A 19,869-nucleotide genomic window follows, 5' to 3' on the forward strand; every position below is an offset into this window, starting at 1 on the left:
ATGACCTGCACTCTCAAAGGAAAAGCCTGGACATACGGCGACCATATTGATACAGATGTCATCATACCTGCCAGGTACCTTACATCAAGCGATGAAAAAGAATTAGGTAAACATTGCATGGAGGATATAGATGCTGATTTTTGCAAAAAAGTGAACCCGGGAGACATGATCGTTGCGAAAGAGAACTTTGGTTGCGGTTCTTCTCGGGAACACGCACCTCTTGCCATTAAGGGAGCCGGATGCAGCTGTGTCATAGCCGCCTCTTTTGCCCGCATTTTCTTTCGAAACGCCATCAATGTGGGACTTCCTATATTTGAATGCCCGGAAGCAGCGGACTCTATTGAAACAGGAGACGAAATTGAAATTAACACCAAAGCGGGAACCATCGAAAACAAAACGAAGGGAAAAGTTTTTTCCGTCACTCCTTTCTCACCCTTTTTGCAGGAACTCATTGAACAGGGCGGCCTTATCCCCTACGTTAGAAAGCAACTGGAATCAGGGAGGGGTAAAAAATGAGCTTTAAAAGATATTCTATTGCCCGTATTGCAGGAGACGGCATAGGTCCCGAGGTGATTAAAGAGGCTTCTAAGATTCTTGAAGCAGCTGGAAGTAAATCGAACTTTGCAATCGAATGGGTGGATTACCCTTTCGGCGCAGATTATTATCTTCGGACTGGGGAAACTCTTCCTTCCTCCGCTATAGAAGAAATGGCCTCATGCCATGCCCTCTTCTTAGGAGCCGTGGGAGATCCCAGAGTAAAGCCCGGCATCCTTGAGCGTGGAATTTTACTAACTCTTCGCTTTCATTTCGACCAGTATGTGAACCTGCGGCCGGCAAAGAGCTATCCGAAAGTTCCCCTGCCTATTGAGATCAAGGGCGGTAAAACCCTTGACACCTTCGTTGTTCGGGAAAATACAGAGGATTTTTACATTGGCATAGGCGGAAAAACTGAGGCTGGCCATATAGATCTCGACCTTGCCGCAAAACGAAAGCTCTATTCCATTCATGGGAAACTAACAGGAGACTTCAAAGGGAAAATAGAGGGAGCTTTCCAGCTGGGGATCGCCTCCGAGCCTGGAATTCGCAGAGTTACAGCCTATGCTTGTGAAGCGGCCATATCAAGAGGAGAAGATGCTATCACCCTTGTTTCGAAATCAAATGCCCTTCCCCAGATATACGGATTTTGGGAAGATGTGGCAAAGGATGAAGCGAAACAGCATGGCATAGGCGTCTCTGTCATCAATGTTGATGCCATGTGCTACCACCTTGTTCGAAGGCCTGACCTTTACAATGTCATCCTCGCTCCAAACATGTTCGGAGATATTGTTAGCGACCTCCTCGCCGGCCTAACCGGAGGACTTGGCGTTGCCGCGGGTGCGGATATTGGTGATTCTCTTTCTATGTTCGAGCCTATTCACGGCTCTGCCCCTGATATTGCAGGCACAGGAAAAGCAAATCCTATTGCTGCCATTCTTTCTGGCGCCCTTCTGCTCGATCATCTGGGTGAAAAAGAGGCAGCGGCTTCCGTAGAAAAAGCTGTCTGTGTCTTTCTTAAAGGTGCGGATACTAAAAGGATGCCCATAGAGTTTGGCGGTGAAGGCACTGCTTCTCTAGTAGGAGAAAGCATCCTTGCGCAATTAGGTTAGACCTGTCTTGACAAATTTTATTGCCTTTCGTATAGTTTACTTCTTGGAAGGGGAGATTTCTATTGGTTATAAATGCTATGAATATATGTTGTTGTGGGAGGACGATCTAACAGTCTCCCCGTAGCGCAACAAAGGCTGCGGTGGGTATAATGCCCGTTGTAGCCAAAGAAATGCTTCGTTCTATACCATAATTGTAGAGAATGTATATACAGCGGGCTTGTCGAAAGTGGCAAGTCCGCTTTTTTTGTACAGGAAAGGAAGTGATGCCTATGGAATGCGACTGTATCTGCTGCTGTTACGAAAATCAGTTCAATTTCAGGAGGTGTCATATAAATGAAAAGATTTGTTTCTTCACTTGTAGAGGTTTGGAATACGGTAAAAGCCGATGTCGGCGCAGTGAAAGATAACGACCCTGCCTTTAAGGGAGGCCTATGGGGATGGCTTGAGGTTATTTTTTGCTACCCTGGCCTTCATGCTATTCTCGTCCACCGGATCATACATTTTTTACATACAACGTTGCATATTCCCTTTTTACCCCGGCTCTTGAGCCATGTGATGCGGTGGCTGACAGGCATAGAGATTCATCCGGGGGCCAAAATCGGGAAGGGGTTTTTCATCGACCATGGAATGGGAATCGTTATCGGTGAAACAGCGGAAGTAGGAAACAACGTAAAACTATTCCATGGCGTAACGTTGGGCGGAACAGGGAAAGAACGTGGCAAGCGCCACCCCACCGTGCATGATAACGTTATGATCGGAGCAGGAGCGAAGCTGCTTGGCAATATTACAGTAGGGGAAGGAGCCAAAATAGGAGCTGGAGCTGTGGTAGTAAGAAATGTGGAGGCTGGCTCAACGGTTGTAGGAATTCCAGCTAATGTCCGTGTTAAACATCACGACCAACACACTTCCCTTTCGAGCAGAGCTTTGCTTGACCGTATCGAAATGCTGGAACAGGAACTTGGGATACTTAAAAACTACCTTAAAAAGGAGGCTGCGTAGAATGGCCTTTAAAACAGATCAGATTGCTTTGAGAAAACGTATCGGCCGCACACCTCTGTTTGTTTTTCGCCCCAGCGATAAAGGCGCCGCTATTGCCATCAAGCTGGAGGGGACAAATATAGGAGGCTCTGTAAAAGATAGAGCTGCCTGGGGTATGCTTCGCCATGCAGAAGAAAAAGGGCTGCTCAGGGATGACACCGTCATTGTAGAGCCTACGTCTGGAAATACTGGCATTGCCCTGGCCATGCTAGGACAGGCTTTGGGACTGAAAGTGATTCTCACCATGCCCGAATCCATGTCCCAGGAGCGTCGATCCATTTTGGCTGCCTATGGCGCGGAACTCTATCTCTCCCCTGCTACGGAAGGAATGAAGGGAGCTATCGCTCTGGCCCGACATATACTTGATGAAACGCCCGGTGCTTATATGCCTGACCAGTTCAGTAATCCAGGAAACTCCTGGGCTCATTCCGTAACTACCGCCCCTGAAATTCTCACAGATATGGAGGGGCGGCCCATTTCCGCTTTTGTTGCGGGCATCGGATCGGGAGGCACCATATCAGGAACTGGAGCCATCCTCAAAGCAGTCTGGCCGGCAATTCATATAGTAGGGGTAGAACCTGCCGGCAGCCCTGTTCTAAGCGGAGGAGAGGCCGGGCCTCATAAAATACAGGGCATAGGCGCTGGATTTGCTCCTGCCGTTCTAAAGAAAGAGATATTGACAGAGGTTAACACCGTGGAAGATGATGCCGCCCTCGAAACAACCCGCTGGCTTGCTCGTACCCATGGTCTTTTTTGCGGCATTTCCACAGGAGCCAACGTATGGGCAGCCATTCAGACAGCCAAACAGTTTACTCCTGATGATACGGTGGTTACCATTGCCTGCGACCGGGGGGATAAATATCTCAGCACTGAAGCCTTTAAAAACTGATAAAGAAAGGCGGGGGCTCAAAAAAGTGCTCCCGCCTTTCTCTTTCTCGTCATAAATTACCCTGTTATATTTCTGGACGGGACAAAAACGGCGATTCGTGGCGCATTAAAATATCCACATATTGGGCCCGTTCCCAAGCGTAGGGATCATGGGCTCTTTTTTTACTTAGCTTGCCTTTAAATTCGTCAAGAACCTCATAACCATTTTTATCCATCCACTGTTCTATGTCCTCAATCATGGTTTTCAGCGAATTAATGCCATTTTTGTAGAGGGTGCTGACAACCTGCACACAGTCTGCCCCCGCAAGAAGCATTTTTACCACATCTCTTCCAGAAAAGATTCCCCGATTCGCACAGAGCGACCCCTCAACTGCCCCGTAAAGAAGGGCCATAAAACGAAGGGGCAGGCGGGAATCAGTTTCGTGGCTCATGGTAATATCCCGAATTTCCATCTGCTTATCAGGGTCAATGTCAGGATTGAAAAAACTATTGAACAGGACATGCCCCTTTACGCCTATTTTATCGAAGGTAGAAACAACGTGAAGAGGATTTGTATAGTATGGGCTGATTTTTACTGCCACTGGAATGGAAACCACACGTAAAACTTCTTCCACCATAGCGAATTGCTTCTTCTCAATATCTTCACCGCTGAGATGGCTATCAACAGGCATAATGTAAAGGTTAAGCTCAAGACCCTGGACTCCTGTCTGACTCAATTTTTCAGCCCATTCGACCCATACGCTTTTTTGCCCCGCATTCAAGCTTGCGAAAATAGGAATTCGTGCTCCCTTCACAACCTTTTTCACCCACATGAGATGTTCTTCTGGCCCCCCGTGGGCAATCCCGGGATGAAGCGCAATCATTTCAGCATGACGCTCATCATCGTCTGTTAACTCGTGCTCCAACGCAAGGGCTTCCAGGGCAATCTGTTCTTCAAAAAGAGACTTGATCACCATCCCGCCCGCCCCAGCGTCTTCTACTTGACGAATCGTTTCAAGGTTTGATGTAATGCCGCTCGCTCCTACGATGACCGGGTTCTTTAATTCCACTCCCATGTATACTGCTGAAAAGTCAACAGTCATGCGATCTCCCCCTTTCTCGCTCGAGCAATTTTTTATTTTTACCCTTTCATACAAAACTAATATACGTATCATTGGTTTATAATAAAAATTCAAGAAATGCAATAGAGGGGAGTGAATTTAATAATGAATCTCGTGATTGAAACCATTAAAAATCGACGAAGCATCAGGCGTTACTTGCCACTACAAATAAACGACGAAGAGCTTTCGCTCATTGTGGAAGCCGGCACTTGGGCTCCTAGCGGGCATAATAATCAACCGTGGCATTTTAGTGTTATTCAAAACAAAGAGTTAATTGACATGATCAGCGATAAAACGGTGGCTCTCATGAAAAAATATTCTGTGGAGTGGGTACGTAAAATGGGGGAAAAAGAAGGGTATCATATTTATTATCATGCCCCTGCTATTATTGTCATTTCAGGAAAGAAAAATGCCGACCCCCTGCTAAAACCCATTGCAGACTGTTCCGCCGCGATAGAAAACATGCTCATAGCCGCTGAATCCCTCAATATAGGAACATGCTGGATCGGCTTTTCTGGTTTCTTTTTTTCTGTAGCCACATCAGAAGAACTGAAAGCCATAGGCGTACCTGAAGGCTATGAAGCCCTTTACAGCATAGCCTTAGGATATAAAGATCCCGACCATAAGTATGGGGCCCCCAAACGTAAAGAGGGCGTCGTTACATATATCAGGTAACAGGAAACACTGCTATCCTTGATAAAGAATTGAGCGGGCGGCTACAACGCCGCTTGATGCCGCCTGTATAATTCCACGGCTTACCCCTGCGCCGTCTCCAGCCATATAAAGGTTTCGGATGGTAGGTGTTTCAAGAGTTTCTTTTAATTCAAGCCGTAGGGAATACAGCTTTATCTCCACACCGTAAAGGAGAGTATCATTCATATTGATGCCCGGCATAATGATATTAAGGGCTTCTATAAATTCAACCACGTCAATTAAAAAACGGTGAGGTAAAACAAGGCTCAGGTCGCCTGGCTGGGCCTGGGCTGTGGGTTTAACCATTCCCCTCGTTATTCTAGCCTCTGTGGAACGGCGGCCATCCCGCAAATCGCCAAGACGCTGCAGTAAAATACCGCCGCCAGCCAACATGTTTGCCAGCTTGGCTATATGAGTAGCATAGCCTATGGGATCATTGAAGGGCTGGGTAAAGTTTTTTGTCACAAGAATGGCAAAATTCGTGTTTTTAGATTTTACATTCTTTAGGCTGTGCCCATTCACCGTGACCAGATCATGGGCCTTATTATACTCGTGTACCACAAACCCCGAAGGGTTCATACAGAAAGTGCGGCATCTGTCGTCAAAGGTAGGGGTGTTGTATAGACATTTCACTTCGTAGAAATGCTTTGTAAGATCCTGGCAAATACTATCCGAAACCTCTACTCGCACTCCAATATCTACAGGCATGGAAGCAATTGGCAAATTATATTTGTTCACAATTCCTTCGAGCCACGAGCTTCCTTCCCGGCCTGGAGCTAAAATAACGTACTCAGAGTTTATTTCCTGGCCATCCTTTAAGACGACTCCTTCGACAACTCCGCTGTGGACAACAACTTCCTTCACTTCTGTGTTCATAAGAATGTCGCATTTCTCTTTCAGTTCTTCATACATGTTATTGAGAACCATACGGGACGCATCGGTGCCAATATGACGAATTCTGGCCGGGATAATTTTTATTCCTCGGCTTGCTGCCTTTTGTATGGTATCTTTCACAATTTCTCCCGTTGGCTCATAATACTTTTTATCAGCGCCGAAGCTTACAAAAGTATCGTCTACATAGCGGATCATGCTTTCTAGAGCATCTTCCCCTATGCATTCTTCGAGGTTTCCGCCAAATCCTGTTGTCAGGGTGAGTTTTCCATCTGAAGCTGTGCCTGCACCTCCCCAACCAGAAACGATATTACATGAATTGCAGTTGACGCATACAGGGGAAAGTCCTTCAAGAATAGGGCATTTTCTTTCTTTTATAAGTTTTCCCTTATCTAAGATCAGTACTTTTTTGTCACTTTTCACCAGCTCCATGGCCGCAAAGACTCCGGCTGGACCTGATCCCACAATAATAACGTCGTATTTCACCGTTATTTCTCCCCTTCTCTGTTCAGAATTTTCTTTAAAGTGATGGGCCCATGGGAAATGTATGAAGAGTAGTCTAAAGGTGACTCTTGGATAATACCATAAAAAGAGCCCTTCTCAACGAAGGGCTTCCTTGCGGTATCAAGGGGCTCATGACAATATTCGAACTTTCTAACGGTATCCTTCGAAAGGACCTCTCCATCGAACTTCGAGAAGCCCCTCCAAGTTGAACATTTCTATAGAATCCACAACTTCATAGACTACCGCTTTCTTTTCACTCTGTACCTTGCCCTTTTTCCCCATTTTGACCATGATAGCCTCTCCCTTCCTATTCTTTCTCATTGAACCTCGTTCTCTGTGTTAATTGCCTTACCCATAAAAAAAGCCGGAAACCGCTTAAAGCGGATCCCGGCTCTGGTGTCTGAGTAGAGGCAATTAAATGCCAGTCACACCAGGAGGGGATCCGCTGCTAATAATAAGTACTATAAGTAGAGCTACTAGAGACTGAACTACGAGATTCTTCATTAGCTTCATTCGGAACCCTCCTTTGCGTCTGAATTATTTGAATAGTTCAACACATTATATTGTGGATTTTTCTATCTGTCAACCTACCGAAATGACTGCGGAGCCCTTATATTAATAGAGTCCCGTCAGTCTCGGCAGAATCGTTGATATCCACGGCAAATAGGTGAGAAGCAATACATCTGCGATCATGATCAAGATAAATGGCCATACGGCACGGGTAATATCTTCAAGAGTGATATCCGCAATGCTGCACCCGATGAAAAGACAGACCCCAAGGGGCGGCGTAACCATGCCTATGGCGAGGTTCACAACTAAAACGATCCCAAAGTGGAGAGGGTCGACCCCTATCTGGGTTATTACGGGCAACAAAACCGGCACCAAAATAATGATGGCTGCCACTGTTTCCATAAAGGTTCCCAGAAAGAGGAGCAACAAGTTGATAAGGGCCAGAATGATAATGGGATTTTTCGATATGGAAAGAATGGCATTTGCCACTACCTGGGGAATCTGTTCTGCGGTAAGAATCCAGCTGAAGACAGAGGATGTGGCAATAATGAACATGATCATGGATGTTCCCACTACTGTTGTAACAAGAATATCTTTAAGCTGTGACAAATTCAGTTCGCGATAGATGAAAAAACCCACGACAAAGCCATACACAACAGCAACTACCGCAGCCTCTGTAGGAGTAAATACCCCGCCGTAAATACCGCCAAGAATTATCACTGGCATCAAGAGAGCGAGGATGGCCTGTTTAAATGTCTGCCAAATACGATTTAGCGAAGATTTTTCATCCCCTCGATATCCTTTTTTTCGAGAGATAAGCCATGCTACAAACATGAGGGAAAGGCCGACGAGTATACCTGGCAGTATGCCGCCCATGAAAAGTGCTCCTATAGATACCCCCGTAAGAACGCCGTAGATGATCATGGGGATACTTGGGGGGATCATAACCCCAAGAGTTCCTGCTGTAGCCTGAACCGCCGTAGCAAAAGGCTTGTCATAGCCTCGCCGCACCATAGCTGGAATCAGAATGGTGCCAATTGCCGCTACTGTAGCTACTGCGGCACCGGAAATGGCACCAAAGAACATGCTTGCCGTAATGGCCACAAAAGCCAAACCACCTGAAAATCGCCCGACAATGGAATTAGCAAACTCTACAAGCCGCCTTGAAATGCCCCCAAATTCCATCAATGAACCGGCAAGGATGAAAAAAGGAACAGCCATAAGAGGAAAGGAATCTGCAGCTGTGAACATCTTCTGAACAACTACGATAGGCGGAATAGACCCAGAAAAAAGAATGGCTGCAACAGAAGCCAGACCTATAGCAATGGCGATGGGCACATTCATTACAAAAAATAAGATAAGACTGGCGAAGAGAACTGCTGTCATCTGGCTTCACCCTTTCTTCCCGTCGCAATTGCCAGGGCCTGCTCAACAGAATAAACGAACATGAGCACACCACTGGTAAAAATCGCTGAGTATGGAATTCCCATGGATATTTCCATGGCTGGTGACAACTGGCTCGAAACAATGCCGAGAATTCTGCGGCCATAGATCACCATAATAGCAAAAAAGGCAGTGGCAAAGAGAGTCGCTAAAAATGCAACAACTTTTTTGATTTTACAGGGCAATATGTTTGTTACCACTTCCACTCCAATATGAGCCCCTCTTTTCACGCCGATACTGGCGCCAAGAAAAGAGATCCATATGAGAATGTATCTGGAAACTTCTTCTGACCACGGCAGAGAGGAGTGAAGAACAAACCTGAATATAACCTGTAAAAAGACAACAATGACCATTACGATCAACAGAAGGCTTACGATGTATTCCACTATACGGTTTACACCATTGAGTATTTTCTCCATCGGATCTAAACAACCCCTTCTTTCTGCCAGACAAAAAGGGAGAAGAAAGAGGGCCCCCTTCTCCCTTTCCCATATGAATGGCTTAAGTTCTAGTTCTCTGCAAGAATCTGATCAAGAAGCTTTGCGTCTTCTCCAAGCTCTCCACGGAACTCGTCATAAACAGATTTTGTGGCTTCTCGGAAAGCATCTTTATCAGGTGTATTGATCTCCATGCCCAGTTTCTTAAGCTCCTCAACCTGCTCTTCTTCCATTTTTGTAATTTGCTCTCGCTCGTAAACAGCCGATTCCTGGGCAGCCTTTAGAAAAAGCTCCTGATATTCCTTAGGCAGCTTATCGAATTTTGCTTTGCCCATTACAATCATTGACGGAGAGAAAACGTGCCCGGTGAGAGAAACATACTTCTGAACTTCGTAGATCTTCTGTGTGTAAATTATAGGTATTGGGTTCTCCTGTCCATCTACAGTACCCTGCTGAAGAGCAGTGAACACTTCACCCCAGGCCATTGGTGTGGGATCAGCTTTTACTGCCCGCCAAATAGCCATCTGTACTTTATTTTCCATAGTTCTCAATTTTAAGCCCTGAGCATCTGCTGGCATGTTGACAGGACGTTTTGAGTTTGTAAGATGTCGGAAACCATTTTCATACCACGCCAGTCCCTTAATGCCCTGCTTCTCAAGGAGCCCCATAATGTACTGTCCAATTTCTCCATCAAGAGTGGAGTAGGCCTGTGCCTTATCCTTAAAGAGGAAAGGAAAGTCAAAGATCATAAATTTCTTTTCAAAGCCGCTCATGGGACCGGTGGAAGAAACAACCATGTCTACAGTCCCAAGCTGAAGCCCTTCGATAAGGTCTCTTTCGCCTGTACCAAGCTGATTGTTGGGGAAGAGATTAATTTCCACTTCTCCGTTGGTTTCTTTTTCTACAACTTCTTTGAAACGAACTGCGCCAAGATGGTAGGGATGCTGGTCGCTTACCGCATGTCCAAGCTTAAAGGTATATTTCGCAGCCCAAACTGGTTGTGCCACAGTTCCAAGAACAAGGGCGCAAAGCAAAAGTCCCGCAATCATCAATGATTTTTTCTTCAACTGCTTCATTATGACTCCCCCTTTATACTTCTTCATAAGTTTTTTCTTTCACCGACACCAAGTTGTAAAGAACCTTGTTGACCGGTGTTGGAATACCTAAACGCTTGCCTTCTTGAACAATGGCTCCGTTAATGACATCTATCTCTGTTTTGCGTTTGTTCGAAACATCCTGGAGCATGGACGACCTATTGGTTGCCGTCAGCCTCGCAACATTTCTCGCGTGCTCCACTGGGTCTTCTCCTTCGAGAATGACGCCTTTTCCTTTCGCTACAGCAACCGCCTCTTCGACGGCAGAACGAAGGAGTTCATCTGTTTCAGAAAAATCCACAAGCCGTCCATTTTTAAGACCGGTGATAGCCGTTAGCGCATTGATGCCTATATTGACAAGAAGCTTTCCCCAAATGAGTCCCATAACATTTTGGGAAAGTTTTACATCAAAGCCGCCCTTTTCAAGCACCGCTCCGATGCATCGAAGACGTTCGTCAACAGCGCCATTGAGTTCACCAATAACGGTGACACCCTGTCCGGCATGGCGTATTTTCCCCGGTCCAAGCAATGTGGATCCGTGTCCCGTTACACCGGCAATAACTTTCTCTTCTCCAACCACGGCACTTATTTTTTCTACATTGCCGAGGCCGTTCTGGAGGGTGAGAATACTTGTTCGCTCCCCAATTATTCCCCTGGCGCTTTCTACGGCCTGAGCCGTAAGGGTTGCTTTGACAAAAACAATGAGAAGGTCGCACGGTCCTGCCTCCTCAGCAGAAGAAACAGCTCGAATAGAGCGAACCGTCCGTTCTCCCTCAATTCCCTCTATATGCAAACCCCGGTTATTAATAGCATCAATGTGGTCTTTCCATACGTCAATGAGAGTAACATCATATCCTGCTTCGGCAAGCTTCCCGCCATAGAGGCATCCCATTGCTCCCGAACCAAGAACTGCAATTTTCATTCCTTTCACCTCAGCTTACTCTTACAGATCCTTCAGATCTTCCCTGCTCAGTCCTCCGAAGGTGTGTTTTTCTTCTGGGAAGACACCTTGTCGCACTTCTTCCTTGTATGTGCTTAGCGCTTTTACAATTTCGTCTCCAATCTGAGCATACTGTTTAACGAACTTAGGAAGGAATTTATCAAAAAGTCCCAGCATGTCATGGAAAACAAGAACCTGGCCATCACAATAACGCCCTGCGCCTATCCCAATGATAGGAATGGAAACAGCTTCAGTAATGGCCCGTCCCAGTTCTTCAGGCACACATTCAACGACAATGGAAAAGGCTCCTGCTTCCTCAAGGGCCTTCGCCTCATCGATTATTCTCTGAGCTGCCTCAAGGCTCTTTCCCTGAACTTTAAACCCGCCCAGCATTGATGCTGTCTGAGGAGTGAGGCCTATATGCCCCTGTACAGGAATTCCTGCCTCCACAATGGCAGACACCACTTCGGGGCGCCCTCCCTCAAGCTTGATAACATCACAGCCGCCCTCTTTCATGAGACGGTTTGCGCTGCGGATAGCCTGAGAAATGCTCTCGTTGTAGGAACCGAAGACCATATCTCCCACGATCATTGGCGTTGGCGCGCCTTTTACCACCGGTTTGATATGGGCGATCATTTCATCTGTGGTAAGCTGAACAGTTCCTTCGTTTCCAAGCATGGTCATGGCAAGAGAGTCGCCGACAAGAATAATTTCAATGCCGGATTTTTCCACCAATACAGCCTGTGCATAATCATAGGCTGTCACCATTGATATTTTTTCACCTTTCTGTTTCATTTCTTTAAGTTTCTGGATAGTTACCTTTGCCATTTCGAGATTCCTCCCTCTTGAGAGATATAAAGGTTGTAATTCTTAGCCTTTGTCATTTCAGGATTTGTATCCAAGGGTGGTCGAAAAACGTTTGGCCACATCTATTACCAAATCCCGAATGGCGAAAAGACGTTCTGTATCTGCGTAAAGAAACTTGGGGACCGCCACACTAAGAGCGGCCAAAACCTCTCCAGAATGACCCCATACTGGAGCCGCTACGCAAAACAGCCCCTCAATATATTCTTCATTGTCGATGCAATATCCCTGCTTCCTTATACGGGCAAGATGCTGAAATAAGGTTTCAAGGTCGGGAACCGTGTTTTTAGTAAAACGCACGAATGGTTCATCTTCAAGAAGTTCCCTTACCTTTGTTTCAGGCATATACGCGAGCATGATCTTTCCGAGGCCTGTGCAATATGTTGGCATGCGTTTTCCTACAGAAAGATCTACACGTATGGTCGATTGGCTTTCAATCTTATCGATGTAAATAACATACTTGCCATCCATAACAGCCAAATTTACGGCTTCATTTGTTTTATCAGAAAGCTCTCGCATAAAAGGCATAGCCTGCTTTTTAAGACCAAGGGCCTTAACCACATTATTTCCTATTTCAAAAAGCTTGAAACTATTGGAGTATTTATGATTTTCGCGGTTTTGGTTCACATAACCAAGGCCTTTGAGGGTAGAAACGATACGATGAACAGTACTTGGCTCCAAACCAAGTTCATCGCTTATTTCAGAAATTCCTAACTCTCCGTGTTCGTCAAGAACTTCTATAATCGACATGGCTCTTTCTATGGATTGGACGTATCCGGAATTTTTTCTGGCGCCAGTCATAATGTTTTACCTCCTTAAAGATGGGGGGAGAAAACAATTTATTCCAACATTCCACGATACGGAATTAAATTCTATATTGCGGAATATATAGTTTAATTATAAGCATCCAGAATTATCTGTCAAGCTAGCTAAAGAAGAGGAATATAAAAAGAAAAAATATAGAAAAAAGACTCTTTTTCAATATAAAAAGAGTCTTTTCTCTATATAATCGCAAAAGGTTTTAAGGACTACTCCCAGAAGATCCTGATTGTTTCGTCGTCAGGTCTTTTTCCTGCATAGGCACCGATGATAAAGGCGATAAGACCGACAAGGATAGTTGGCACTATTTGGTGGGTTCCCATCCATGTAACCTTAGTGATGGTGAAATAAAAGAAAGCGCCGCACCCGGCAATGATAGAGCAGAGAGCGCCAATAGCATTGGCTCTTTTCCAATAAAGGCCTAAAATCGTAGGCCAGAGAAAGACCGCTTCAAGGCCACCGAAGGCAAACAGATTGATCCAGACTAGAAGAGAAGGAGGTTTAAGGGCCGCGATAAAAACGAGGATGCCCAAAATTCCTGTAGAAATAAAACTCACCCTCCCGAGGGTAGCTGGATTTACTTTTTCCGGATCTTTACAAAGGTAGTTTAAATAAAGATCTTTAATGATGGCTGCAGAAGCGAGAATAAGCATAGAGTCCACCGTTGACATAATAGCCGCTAGGGGACCCGCTATAAAAACACCTGCCCAAAAAGGGGAAAGGAGTTTTATTGTCAAAGTGGGCACTGCAAGATCTCCAACCTGAATGTCTGGAATAACAGCTCGCCCAAGAGCTCCCACCATATGCATGCAAAGCATAAGGAATCCCACGATAAAAGTCCCAATTATCATGGCATTATGCATGGAACGGGAATCTTTGTAGCCCATACACTTCACCGTTGTTTGAGGAAGACCCAGAATGGCAAATCCCACTAAAACCCAAAAAGAAAGAATAAAGGGTTTAGAAATAAAATTATCAGGTCCAAAAGGGGTAATGAGGGCGGGATCTATTTCATAGAGACGGGTCATAACGGCAGTCATGCCCCCTCCTGCATGAACAACGCTCCAAAGTAACGCTATTGATGCCACCACCATCATGGACCCTTGTATGGTGTCAGTAAGCACAACAGCTCTAAATCCCCCCACTGTTGTGTAGAGGATCACCGTAATGCCAAAAATAATAAGGCCTATAAGATAGGGGTAGCCAGTGATGGATTGAAAAAGTCTCGCCCCGCCAATAAATTGAGCGAGCATTGATGCCATGAAGAATATAAGAAGAGCTATAGAAGAGAGAATGACCACAAGATCATTCCGATAACGAACCCGTAAGAATTCCGTAACTGTAACAGCTTGAATGCGACGAGCTATAATAGCAAACCTTTTTCCGAGAACACCCAGGGTTAAAAAAGCGGTGGGGACCTGGATCATAGCCAAAAGAACCCAGCCAAGCCCCATTTTATAGGCAACTCCAGGCCCTCCTACAAAACTGCTGGCGCTGGTGTAGGTGGTGATAATTGCCATAGCCAGAACAAACCCGCCCATAGAGCGGCTTCCAAGAAAATATTCCTCGACGAAGCTTTTTGTATCGCTGGTCTTTTTCCCAATCTTTCGGCTCCAGAGAGCAATGGCCATAACCCCGCCAAGATAAATGATAAGAGGTAAGATCATAGATATTCTCTGGTTCATTAACAACCGCTCCCCTCTTTTTGCGAAGGCTCATCCAGAGGGATTTCTTTAAAAAAGATTTTGACTACTGCCCAAACGAGCAAAGAGATGGCAACATATCCAACAATGCAGCTATAGAAAAACCATGAGGGCATACCCCAGACATACGTATATGAGGACGGGTCGCCGCTTCCCAATCCATAAGCCGCCACATACCACCAGGCAAAAAAGACGCCGTAGAGCATGAAAGATATAAGGGCTTCTTTATTAGATTGACTGTAACGTCTTTTTTTCACTCATATCTCCTCCTTCGCTATTTTCCATTTATTCTGAAATGGCCGCCCCGTCATCTCTGGGAAAGACAAGGCGGACAGCATTATCTGTCCGCCTTGTCTTAACAAGCTATCTCAAAGAGTTGTTCTATTGTTTATTTTCGAAGACCTTGACACCGTATTGTTTTCGAAGGCGTTCTGTTTCGTCTGTATAGATCTGAGCCCGTTTCTCACGAAGAAGGTTGGTTTCAATCTGTCCTTTAACTTCTTCAAAGGGCTGCAGTGAACCAGGTTTTTTATCTTCGAGCCTGATAATATGCCAGCCATACTGGGTCTTTACCGGCGCGCTTATTTCTCCTTTTTTAAGAGCTCCGGCAGCCTGGCTGAATTCTGGAACGACTTGGTCGCTCTGAAAATACCCAAGATCCCCTTTCTGCTCTTTAGAGGGGCAGGACGAATATTTCTGGGCAGCATCTTCGAAGGTAATTTTTTCTGTTTTTATCTCTTCCCTTATTCTTTTCGCTTCTTCTTCATTTTCTACAAGAATATGACTCGCCCTTATCTGGGATGGGATCATAAAATCCGTGACATGAGCCGTGTAATAGTCTCTGGCCTCTTTCTCGCTCACAGAAACATTGCCAAACATTTTTTCAAGGGCAACCTGACGAAGGATCTCTCTCTTTATGTTTTCAAGCCGCTCTATGAAAATTGGATCTTTCTCTACATCATTTTCTTGTGCCCATCGCACGAAGACCTCAAGGTTGACCAGTTCTTCGAGAATGGCCTTGCGTCCCTGCTCATTCTCATAGTACATGCGCTGCTGGGGGTCAAGAGATTTTATTACATCTTCTACGTCCTGCCCTTTTATTTCTACGTCTCCAACCTGGGCCAGCACTTTGTCAACCTCAGACTTCTCAACTTCTTTTGCCCCTGCAACTCCACTCAAGACCACCGTTGCGATTATAGCCATGGCAATTAAAAGTTTCACATTTTTCCTCATACCATATCCCTCCATACCATTTAACTCACTAATAAACGCAGCCAGTGTATCACAGCTGCGTGTCATCGTCATTGAGCAAAGAGGAGAGGAAACACGTTACATGGGATGCCTGCATTTCCTTTACTTCTTCTCCGTACTGTACTTCCACGATTCCCTCAGCCGCTTTTCTCCCTACAACAACTTTTGCTGGAATGCCGAAAAGCTCAAAATCCGCAAATTTAGCGCCTGCCCTCTCATTTCTGTCATCGAAAAGAGCAACGACCCCCTGGTGGACCATTTCGTGATAGAGGTTCGTCGCCAGTTCCATGGCAGTTTCGTCTTTTATAGATGGCACAATAATATCCACATCAAAAGGCGCCAATCCCAAGGGATATGTTTTTTGTCTCGCCAGGGCCGTTATAATGCTATCAAGATGGATCCAGCCCTTCCATAACGCGCACTTCTGAGATGAGCCGCTCTGATCCTGATAAAGGGTCTCTAGCGCGTCTTCGGGTTCTCCCCATACTGCCGCTATGCCATTCCACAGACACTTCCTCAAGGCTGAGCCGCAATGAGGGCAATCCATCCCTTCTTCAAGAAGAGCAATATCGGCAACACGTTCCGTTTTGAAATCACGCCCCCACGTCACTCCAGTGAGGTGATATTCCGGCCGATTTGCTCCTGTTACAACACCTTTGCAACCTTCCACACTTGAATCTGCGATGACAAGAAGTTTGTCAGGGAGGCCTATAGGTCCGAGGAACCCTGGCTTTTGCCCCATGATTTCTATAAGTTCTTTTTCCTCTGCAATGCGAACTTCCGTCGCCCCCAGTGATACAACAAGCTTCCGTTCGCTTATCTGTCTATCTCCTCTGATAAGAACTGTCACCGCCTGCAAGACGCCATTCATTTCGGCCATATAGAACATGGTCTTTATTGTTTGTTCCGAAGGAACCTTGAGATAGGAGCAGAGGGCATCTATAGACTCGGCTCCAGGGGTGAAAACTTCCTGCGCTGAAGACTCCTCTTCTGTTCGAAAAGGCTTGGTTTCCCCTGCATGTGCATGGGTAGTACCATACCATCCGCAGGAAGGGCATTCTACCCCTTCTGAAGATGCGGCAAACTCTTCTTCTGCATGGATGGCAATATAGGCCCCTTCTTTTCCCAGTGTTGCATCTTCTATTTTGAAACCGGACAGAGCCATGTTCTCAAGCAGGTTTTCAATGAAATACAGCAAATTTCTTTGACATTCTTCCGGTGAAGAAGCCTCTATTCCGCTGAGAAGCAACCGTCCTCCCCGAAGCTCCATTACCCGCAGAGGAAGATCTCGGTAGCTTTGAACCACCCTCTGTGCAAGCAATTGGATTCCTTCTTTTCTATAAAGAAGGTCTTCCAGCTGCTGAAAACCCTCGTCCATAAAGGCATGGATAAAGGTCCAGGCAACATTGTCCCTCAGCAATGCTCCCAAGGGAAACAAACTCCACTCACCATGGTGAAGATCAAGGGCATAGCCTCCTCGAAGAAGACGAATAGCACCTGGATCCTGCCATCCCGCAGGTTCCTTTTTTAAAGTGGGGGTAAGCAAAGTTGTCATTCTCATCCCAATGACCTCCTCGTTTGTCTGTTGGCCATCTTTCTGTTGCCAATATATCAGGATGATTTATAAAAGTATTGCATATAGGCCAGTATAAATAGGGCTATAGCCCAAACAATATCAAGCATGGCCCGTCCTGTCTGACCTGCCCTAAAGCGCCGAAGTGAAATTAGGAGCAGCGCAACTCCGCAAAGAATAACAATAATCGGCGCCAGAATCTTTGCAAAGAACTGCACGGTCTACCACCTCTCGTGGAAAATTTCCGCTACAAGACGGCGGGCCGTTGGGGTAATGGCAAGACCGCCTTGAGCCGTTTCCCGCAAAGATTCCGGGATGGCACGGCCAACCTGTGCCATAGCATCAATAACTTCATCGGCTGGAATTATTGATTCCATGCCTGCAAGAGCCATGTCCGCCCCCAAGACAGCCAGCGAAACGAGCATCCCATTTCTCTTAATGCATGGTGATTCCACCAATCCCCCTACAGGATCGCAAACGAGGCCGAGTATGGATTTGAAGGTCAGGGCAACGCTGTGCCCTATGGCTTCACTTGTCCCCCCCCGAAGGGCCACAAGAGCGGCGGCTCCCATGGCTGCTGCAGCGCCGCATTCAGCCTGACAGCCTCCTTCAGCTCCTGCCAGTGTCGCTCTGGAAGCTACGACTTCCCCTACAGAGCCAGCCACTATCAAAGCATCGACAAGGGCTTCTTCCTCAGGGCGGAAAAGCTCTTTATAGGCAAAAAGGAGGCCTGGCAAAATGCCGCAGCTCCCCGCTGTAGGAGCCGCCACAATACGACCCATCGCAGCATTATAGGTTGCCACCGCCAAAGCGATCTCGCTGGCTCGCAATATATACTCGCTGGATAAAGATTGTTGGCTTTGAGAGTAGTCATTCAATTTCCCAAAATCAGATTTAACGATTTTACCATTCCATTTTTGAGAGAGGGCGTCAGAAACAGACTTTTCCATATCTGTAAGCCGCTCCTTCATCCCTTCTCGAATATGCTCAATAGAGAGACCTGTTTCCAGCCCTTCCTTCGATACTGCTGCTTGGCAAAATGAGCAGTTTTGGTTCAGGCTCAGAGCTATAACTTCCGCAAGTGATCTCATGACATGTTTCCTCCCTCATTGTATAGGGGCAATACCCGTTCAATAGATGGGTGCGCCTTCTCAATAGCCTCCCTGACACTTCTATGAGGCGGAGACTGAAGATCGAGTTCGATAACAAGGGAAGCCTTTCCTCCCTTGGATTTTCGATACAGACTCAATGTGGCAATATTGATCTTCATATCTGCAAAGAGCCTTGTTACTGCCGCGACCACACCATGGGTATCCTGATGAAAGGTTATAAGAGAAGGGAGCTCTCCTGATACACTCACGTTAAAGCCGTCAACCTGTTGAAGTTCTACTGCCCCGCCGCCAATAGAGGCTCCGATAACCTCAAGGGTTCTGCCATCTTTGCCGGTAAAGACAATTCGGGCAGAGTTCGGATGTGCCCCATCTATCTCTTCGGCATCAAAACGATAATTGAACTTTCGCTCTCTTGCGATCAGCAAGGCGTCACGCAACCGAATATCATCTGGAGCCATATCGAGAAGTCCGGCAATGAGGGCTCGATCTGTTCCATGCCCATAGCTTGTGTGGGCGAAACTCCCGCGCAAAAATATTTCAACACTTTCCAGGGGATCACCTCCCCAGCATGCTAAAGCCAGTCGGCCAAGACGGGCCGCACCGGCAGTATGACTGGAAGATGGACCGATCATAACCGGCCCTATAATATCTGTAAGTGCCATATTTTTTCCTCCTTCATTTCAAGATCGTTTTTTCTCTCTCGCCTGGTATACATCTGACAGTTCATTATATATGCGTTGCAGCTTTTCTAACCTCGCCTTTGCAAGATCAGGCTCGCTCAGTTGCGAAACCATCTCCTGTAAGGAAAAACTTTCAAAAAATTTGTTTTTACGACTTGGCTTGGGGCAATTAAAGACTTCATTTAAAATTTGGATATCGTAGGGAATGTTAAAAGCGTTTCTTGTTTGTTCATACCCAAAAAGAAAATAAATCTGAGGAAACCCTGACCACGCAATGGAAGAAAGGCACATGGAACAGGGTTCATGTGTTGAGAGAAAGATACATTCTTTAGGATCGGGATGGTCAGCAAGTTCGAAAAATTTTTTTATAGTATAGACTCCCCCATGCCAAAGGGGGCTCCACCCTTCATGATTTGTTTCTGCCACTACAAGGGAGAGGTCAGAACGACGCACAATGGCCGCGCCAAAAATTTTATGGCCATGGGCCACCGCCAAACGGGTTTCGGGAACAATAAAATCTTCAATGACATCAAGCATTCTCCAAAATACTTTTTCCTGATCCATTATCTTCCCCCCTTTACAACATTATATCCCGAAGTTCTTTTCTCAGGATTTAAAAAAACCATCGCCAATGTTAAATAAAATTAATACTTGAATTTAGCTGTTTTTTATGTTACTTTCAA

General features: G+C 46.0%; 22 protein-coding genes. 5 read left to right on the plus strand and 17 right to left on the minus strand.

Translation table 11 applies throughout. The features are described from left to right. From B2U56_RS08255 to cysK, 4 genes are all read left to right on the plus strand, one after another. Complete coding sequence (locus B2U56_RS08255; protein WP_286677029.1) at positions 1-516, plus strand: 3-isopropylmalate dehydratase small subunit; 516 nt, start codon at positions 1-3, stop codon at positions 514-516. Continuing rightward, on the plus strand, positions 513-1,646 hold the full coding sequence (locus B2U56_RS08260) for an isocitrate/isopropylmalate dehydrogenase family protein (protein ID WP_286953271.1): 1,134 nt from the start codon (positions 513-515) through the stop codon (positions 1,644-1,646). Before B2U56_RS08255 ends, B2U56_RS08260 begins: the two co-directional genes overlap by 4 nt. A 333-nt stretch (positions 1,647-1,979) precedes the next feature. After that, positions 1,980-2,645: a serine O-acetyltransferase gene (gene cysE, locus B2U56_RS08265; RefSeq protein WP_286953274.1), complete on the plus strand. Its 666-nt coding sequence runs from the start codon at positions 1,980-1,982 to the stop codon at positions 2,643-2,645. Position 2,646: 1 nt separating this feature from the next. After that, the gene (gene cysK / locus B2U56_RS08270; protein WP_286953276.1) at positions 2,647-3,573 is read left to right on the plus strand and encodes a cysteine synthase A; all 927 of its coding nucleotides are present in this window, start codon (positions 2,647-2,649) and stop codon (positions 3,571-3,573) included. Positions 3,574-3,637: 64 nt separating this feature from the next. Here cysK and B2U56_RS08275 read toward each other — a convergent pair whose 3' ends face one another. Further along, the gene (locus B2U56_RS08275) at positions 3,638-4,654 is read right to left on the minus strand and encodes a dihydroorotate dehydrogenase-like protein (RefSeq protein ID WP_273312670.1); all 1,017 of its coding nucleotides are present in this window, start codon (positions 4,652-4,654) and stop codon (positions 3,638-3,640) included. Between the two features lie 123 nt (positions 4,655-4,777). Between B2U56_RS08275 and B2U56_RS08280 the strand changes: the two genes are divergently transcribed. Continuing rightward, a complete protein-coding gene (locus B2U56_RS08280) occupies positions 4,778-5,347 on the plus strand; it encodes a nitroreductase family protein (RefSeq protein WP_213700918.1) in 570 nt (189 codons plus the stop codon). Positions 5,348-5,359: 12 nt separating this feature from the next. Here the strand turns inward: B2U56_RS08280 and B2U56_RS08285 are convergent, their stop codons facing one another. From B2U56_RS08285 to B2U56_RS08360, 16 genes are all read right to left on the minus strand, one after another. Beyond that, positions 5,360-6,742, minus strand: a complete 1,383-nt coding sequence (locus B2U56_RS08285; protein WP_286953280.1) for an NAD(P)/FAD-dependent oxidoreductase — start codon at positions 6,740-6,742, stop codon at positions 5,360-5,362. Positions 6,743-6,910: 168 nt separating this feature from the next. Further along, positions 6,911-7,081, minus strand: a complete 171-nt coding sequence (locus tag B2U56_RS08290) for a hypothetical protein (RefSeq protein WP_286953283.1) — start codon at positions 7,079-7,081, stop codon at positions 6,911-6,913. Positions 7,082-7,375: 294 nt separating this feature from the next. Beyond that, positions 7,376-8,656, minus strand: a complete 1,281-nt coding sequence (locus B2U56_RS08295) for a TRAP transporter large permease (RefSeq protein WP_273015237.1) — start codon at positions 8,654-8,656, stop codon at positions 7,376-7,378. Then, positions 8,653-9,132: a TRAP transporter small permease gene (locus tag B2U56_RS08300; RefSeq protein ID WP_286953286.1), complete on the minus strand. Its 480-nt coding sequence runs from the start codon at positions 9,130-9,132 to the stop codon at positions 8,653-8,655. The genes B2U56_RS08295 and B2U56_RS08300 overlap by 4 nt, the downstream gene beginning before the upstream one ends. 89 nt (positions 9,133-9,221) lie before the next feature. Next, positions 9,222-10,226, minus strand: coding sequence for a TRAP transporter substrate-binding protein (locus tag B2U56_RS08305; protein WP_273015239.1), 1,005 nt, complete (start codon positions 10,224-10,226; stop codon positions 9,222-9,224). Between the two features lie 13 nt (positions 10,227-10,239). Then, a complete protein-coding gene (locus B2U56_RS08310; protein ID WP_213700521.1) occupies positions 10,240-11,166 on the minus strand; it encodes a ketopantoate reductase family protein in 927 nt (308 codons plus the stop codon). A 21-nt stretch (positions 11,167-11,187) separates the two neighbouring features. Further along, on the minus strand, positions 11,188-12,012 hold the full coding sequence (gene panB, locus B2U56_RS08315; RefSeq protein WP_213700520.1) for a 3-methyl-2-oxobutanoate hydroxymethyltransferase: 825 nt from the start codon (positions 12,010-12,012) through the stop codon (positions 11,188-11,190). Between the two features lie 57 nt (positions 12,013-12,069). Beyond that, the gene (locus tag B2U56_RS08320) at positions 12,070-12,849 is read right to left on the minus strand and encodes an IclR family transcriptional regulator (protein WP_213700519.1); all 780 of its coding nucleotides are present in this window, start codon (positions 12,847-12,849) and stop codon (positions 12,070-12,072) included. Positions 12,850-13,076: 227 nt separating this feature from the next. Further along, positions 13,077-14,552: a sodium/pantothenate symporter gene (gene panF / locus B2U56_RS08325; RefSeq protein WP_286953289.1), complete on the minus strand. Its 1,476-nt coding sequence runs from the start codon at positions 14,550-14,552 to the stop codon at positions 13,077-13,079. Beyond that, complete coding sequence (locus B2U56_RS08330) at positions 14,552-14,827, minus strand: YhdT family protein (protein ID WP_286677031.1); 276 nt, start codon at positions 14,825-14,827, stop codon at positions 14,552-14,554. Before B2U56_RS08330 ends, panF begins: the two co-directional genes overlap by 1 nt. Positions 14,828-14,951: 124 nt before the next feature. Then, positions 14,952-15,803, minus strand: a complete 852-nt coding sequence (locus B2U56_RS08335) for a peptidylprolyl isomerase (RefSeq protein WP_213700256.1) — start codon at positions 15,801-15,803, stop codon at positions 14,952-14,954. A gap of 49 nt (positions 15,804-15,852) precedes the next feature. Next, positions 15,853-17,382, minus strand: coding sequence for a YbaK/EbsC family protein (locus B2U56_RS08340; protein ID WP_286953293.1), 1,530 nt, complete (start codon positions 17,380-17,382; stop codon positions 15,853-15,855). 50 nt (positions 17,383-17,432) lie between these two features. Next, entirely contained in the window at positions 17,433-17,612 is a 180-nt protein-coding gene (locus tag B2U56_RS08345; RefSeq protein ID WP_273015729.1) for a hypothetical protein, read from the minus strand. Positions 17,613-17,615: 3 nt separating this feature from the next. Continuing rightward, positions 17,616-18,485: an L-serine ammonia-lyase, iron-sulfur-dependent, subunit alpha gene (gene sdaAA / locus B2U56_RS08350; protein ID WP_286953295.1), complete on the minus strand. Its 870-nt coding sequence runs from the start codon at positions 18,483-18,485 to the stop codon at positions 17,616-17,618. Then, a complete protein-coding gene (sdaAB, locus tag B2U56_RS08355) occupies positions 18,482-19,168 on the minus strand; it encodes an L-serine ammonia-lyase, iron-sulfur-dependent subunit beta (RefSeq protein WP_286953297.1) in 687 nt (228 codons plus the stop codon). Before sdaAB ends, sdaAA begins: the two co-directional genes overlap by 4 nt. A gap of 18 nt (positions 19,169-19,186) precedes the next feature. Then, positions 19,187-19,750, minus strand: a complete 564-nt coding sequence (locus tag B2U56_RS08360) for a nucleoside deaminase (protein ID WP_273015732.1) — start codon at positions 19,748-19,750, stop codon at positions 19,187-19,189. Between the last annotated feature and the right edge of the window lie 119 nt (positions 19,751-19,869).

This window comes from Aminobacterium sp. UBA4987 (assembly GCF_002396985.1).
In the GTDB taxonomy this organism is placed as follows: Bacteria; Synergistota; Synergistia; order Synergistales; family Aminobacteriaceae; genus Aminobacterium; species Aminobacterium colombiense.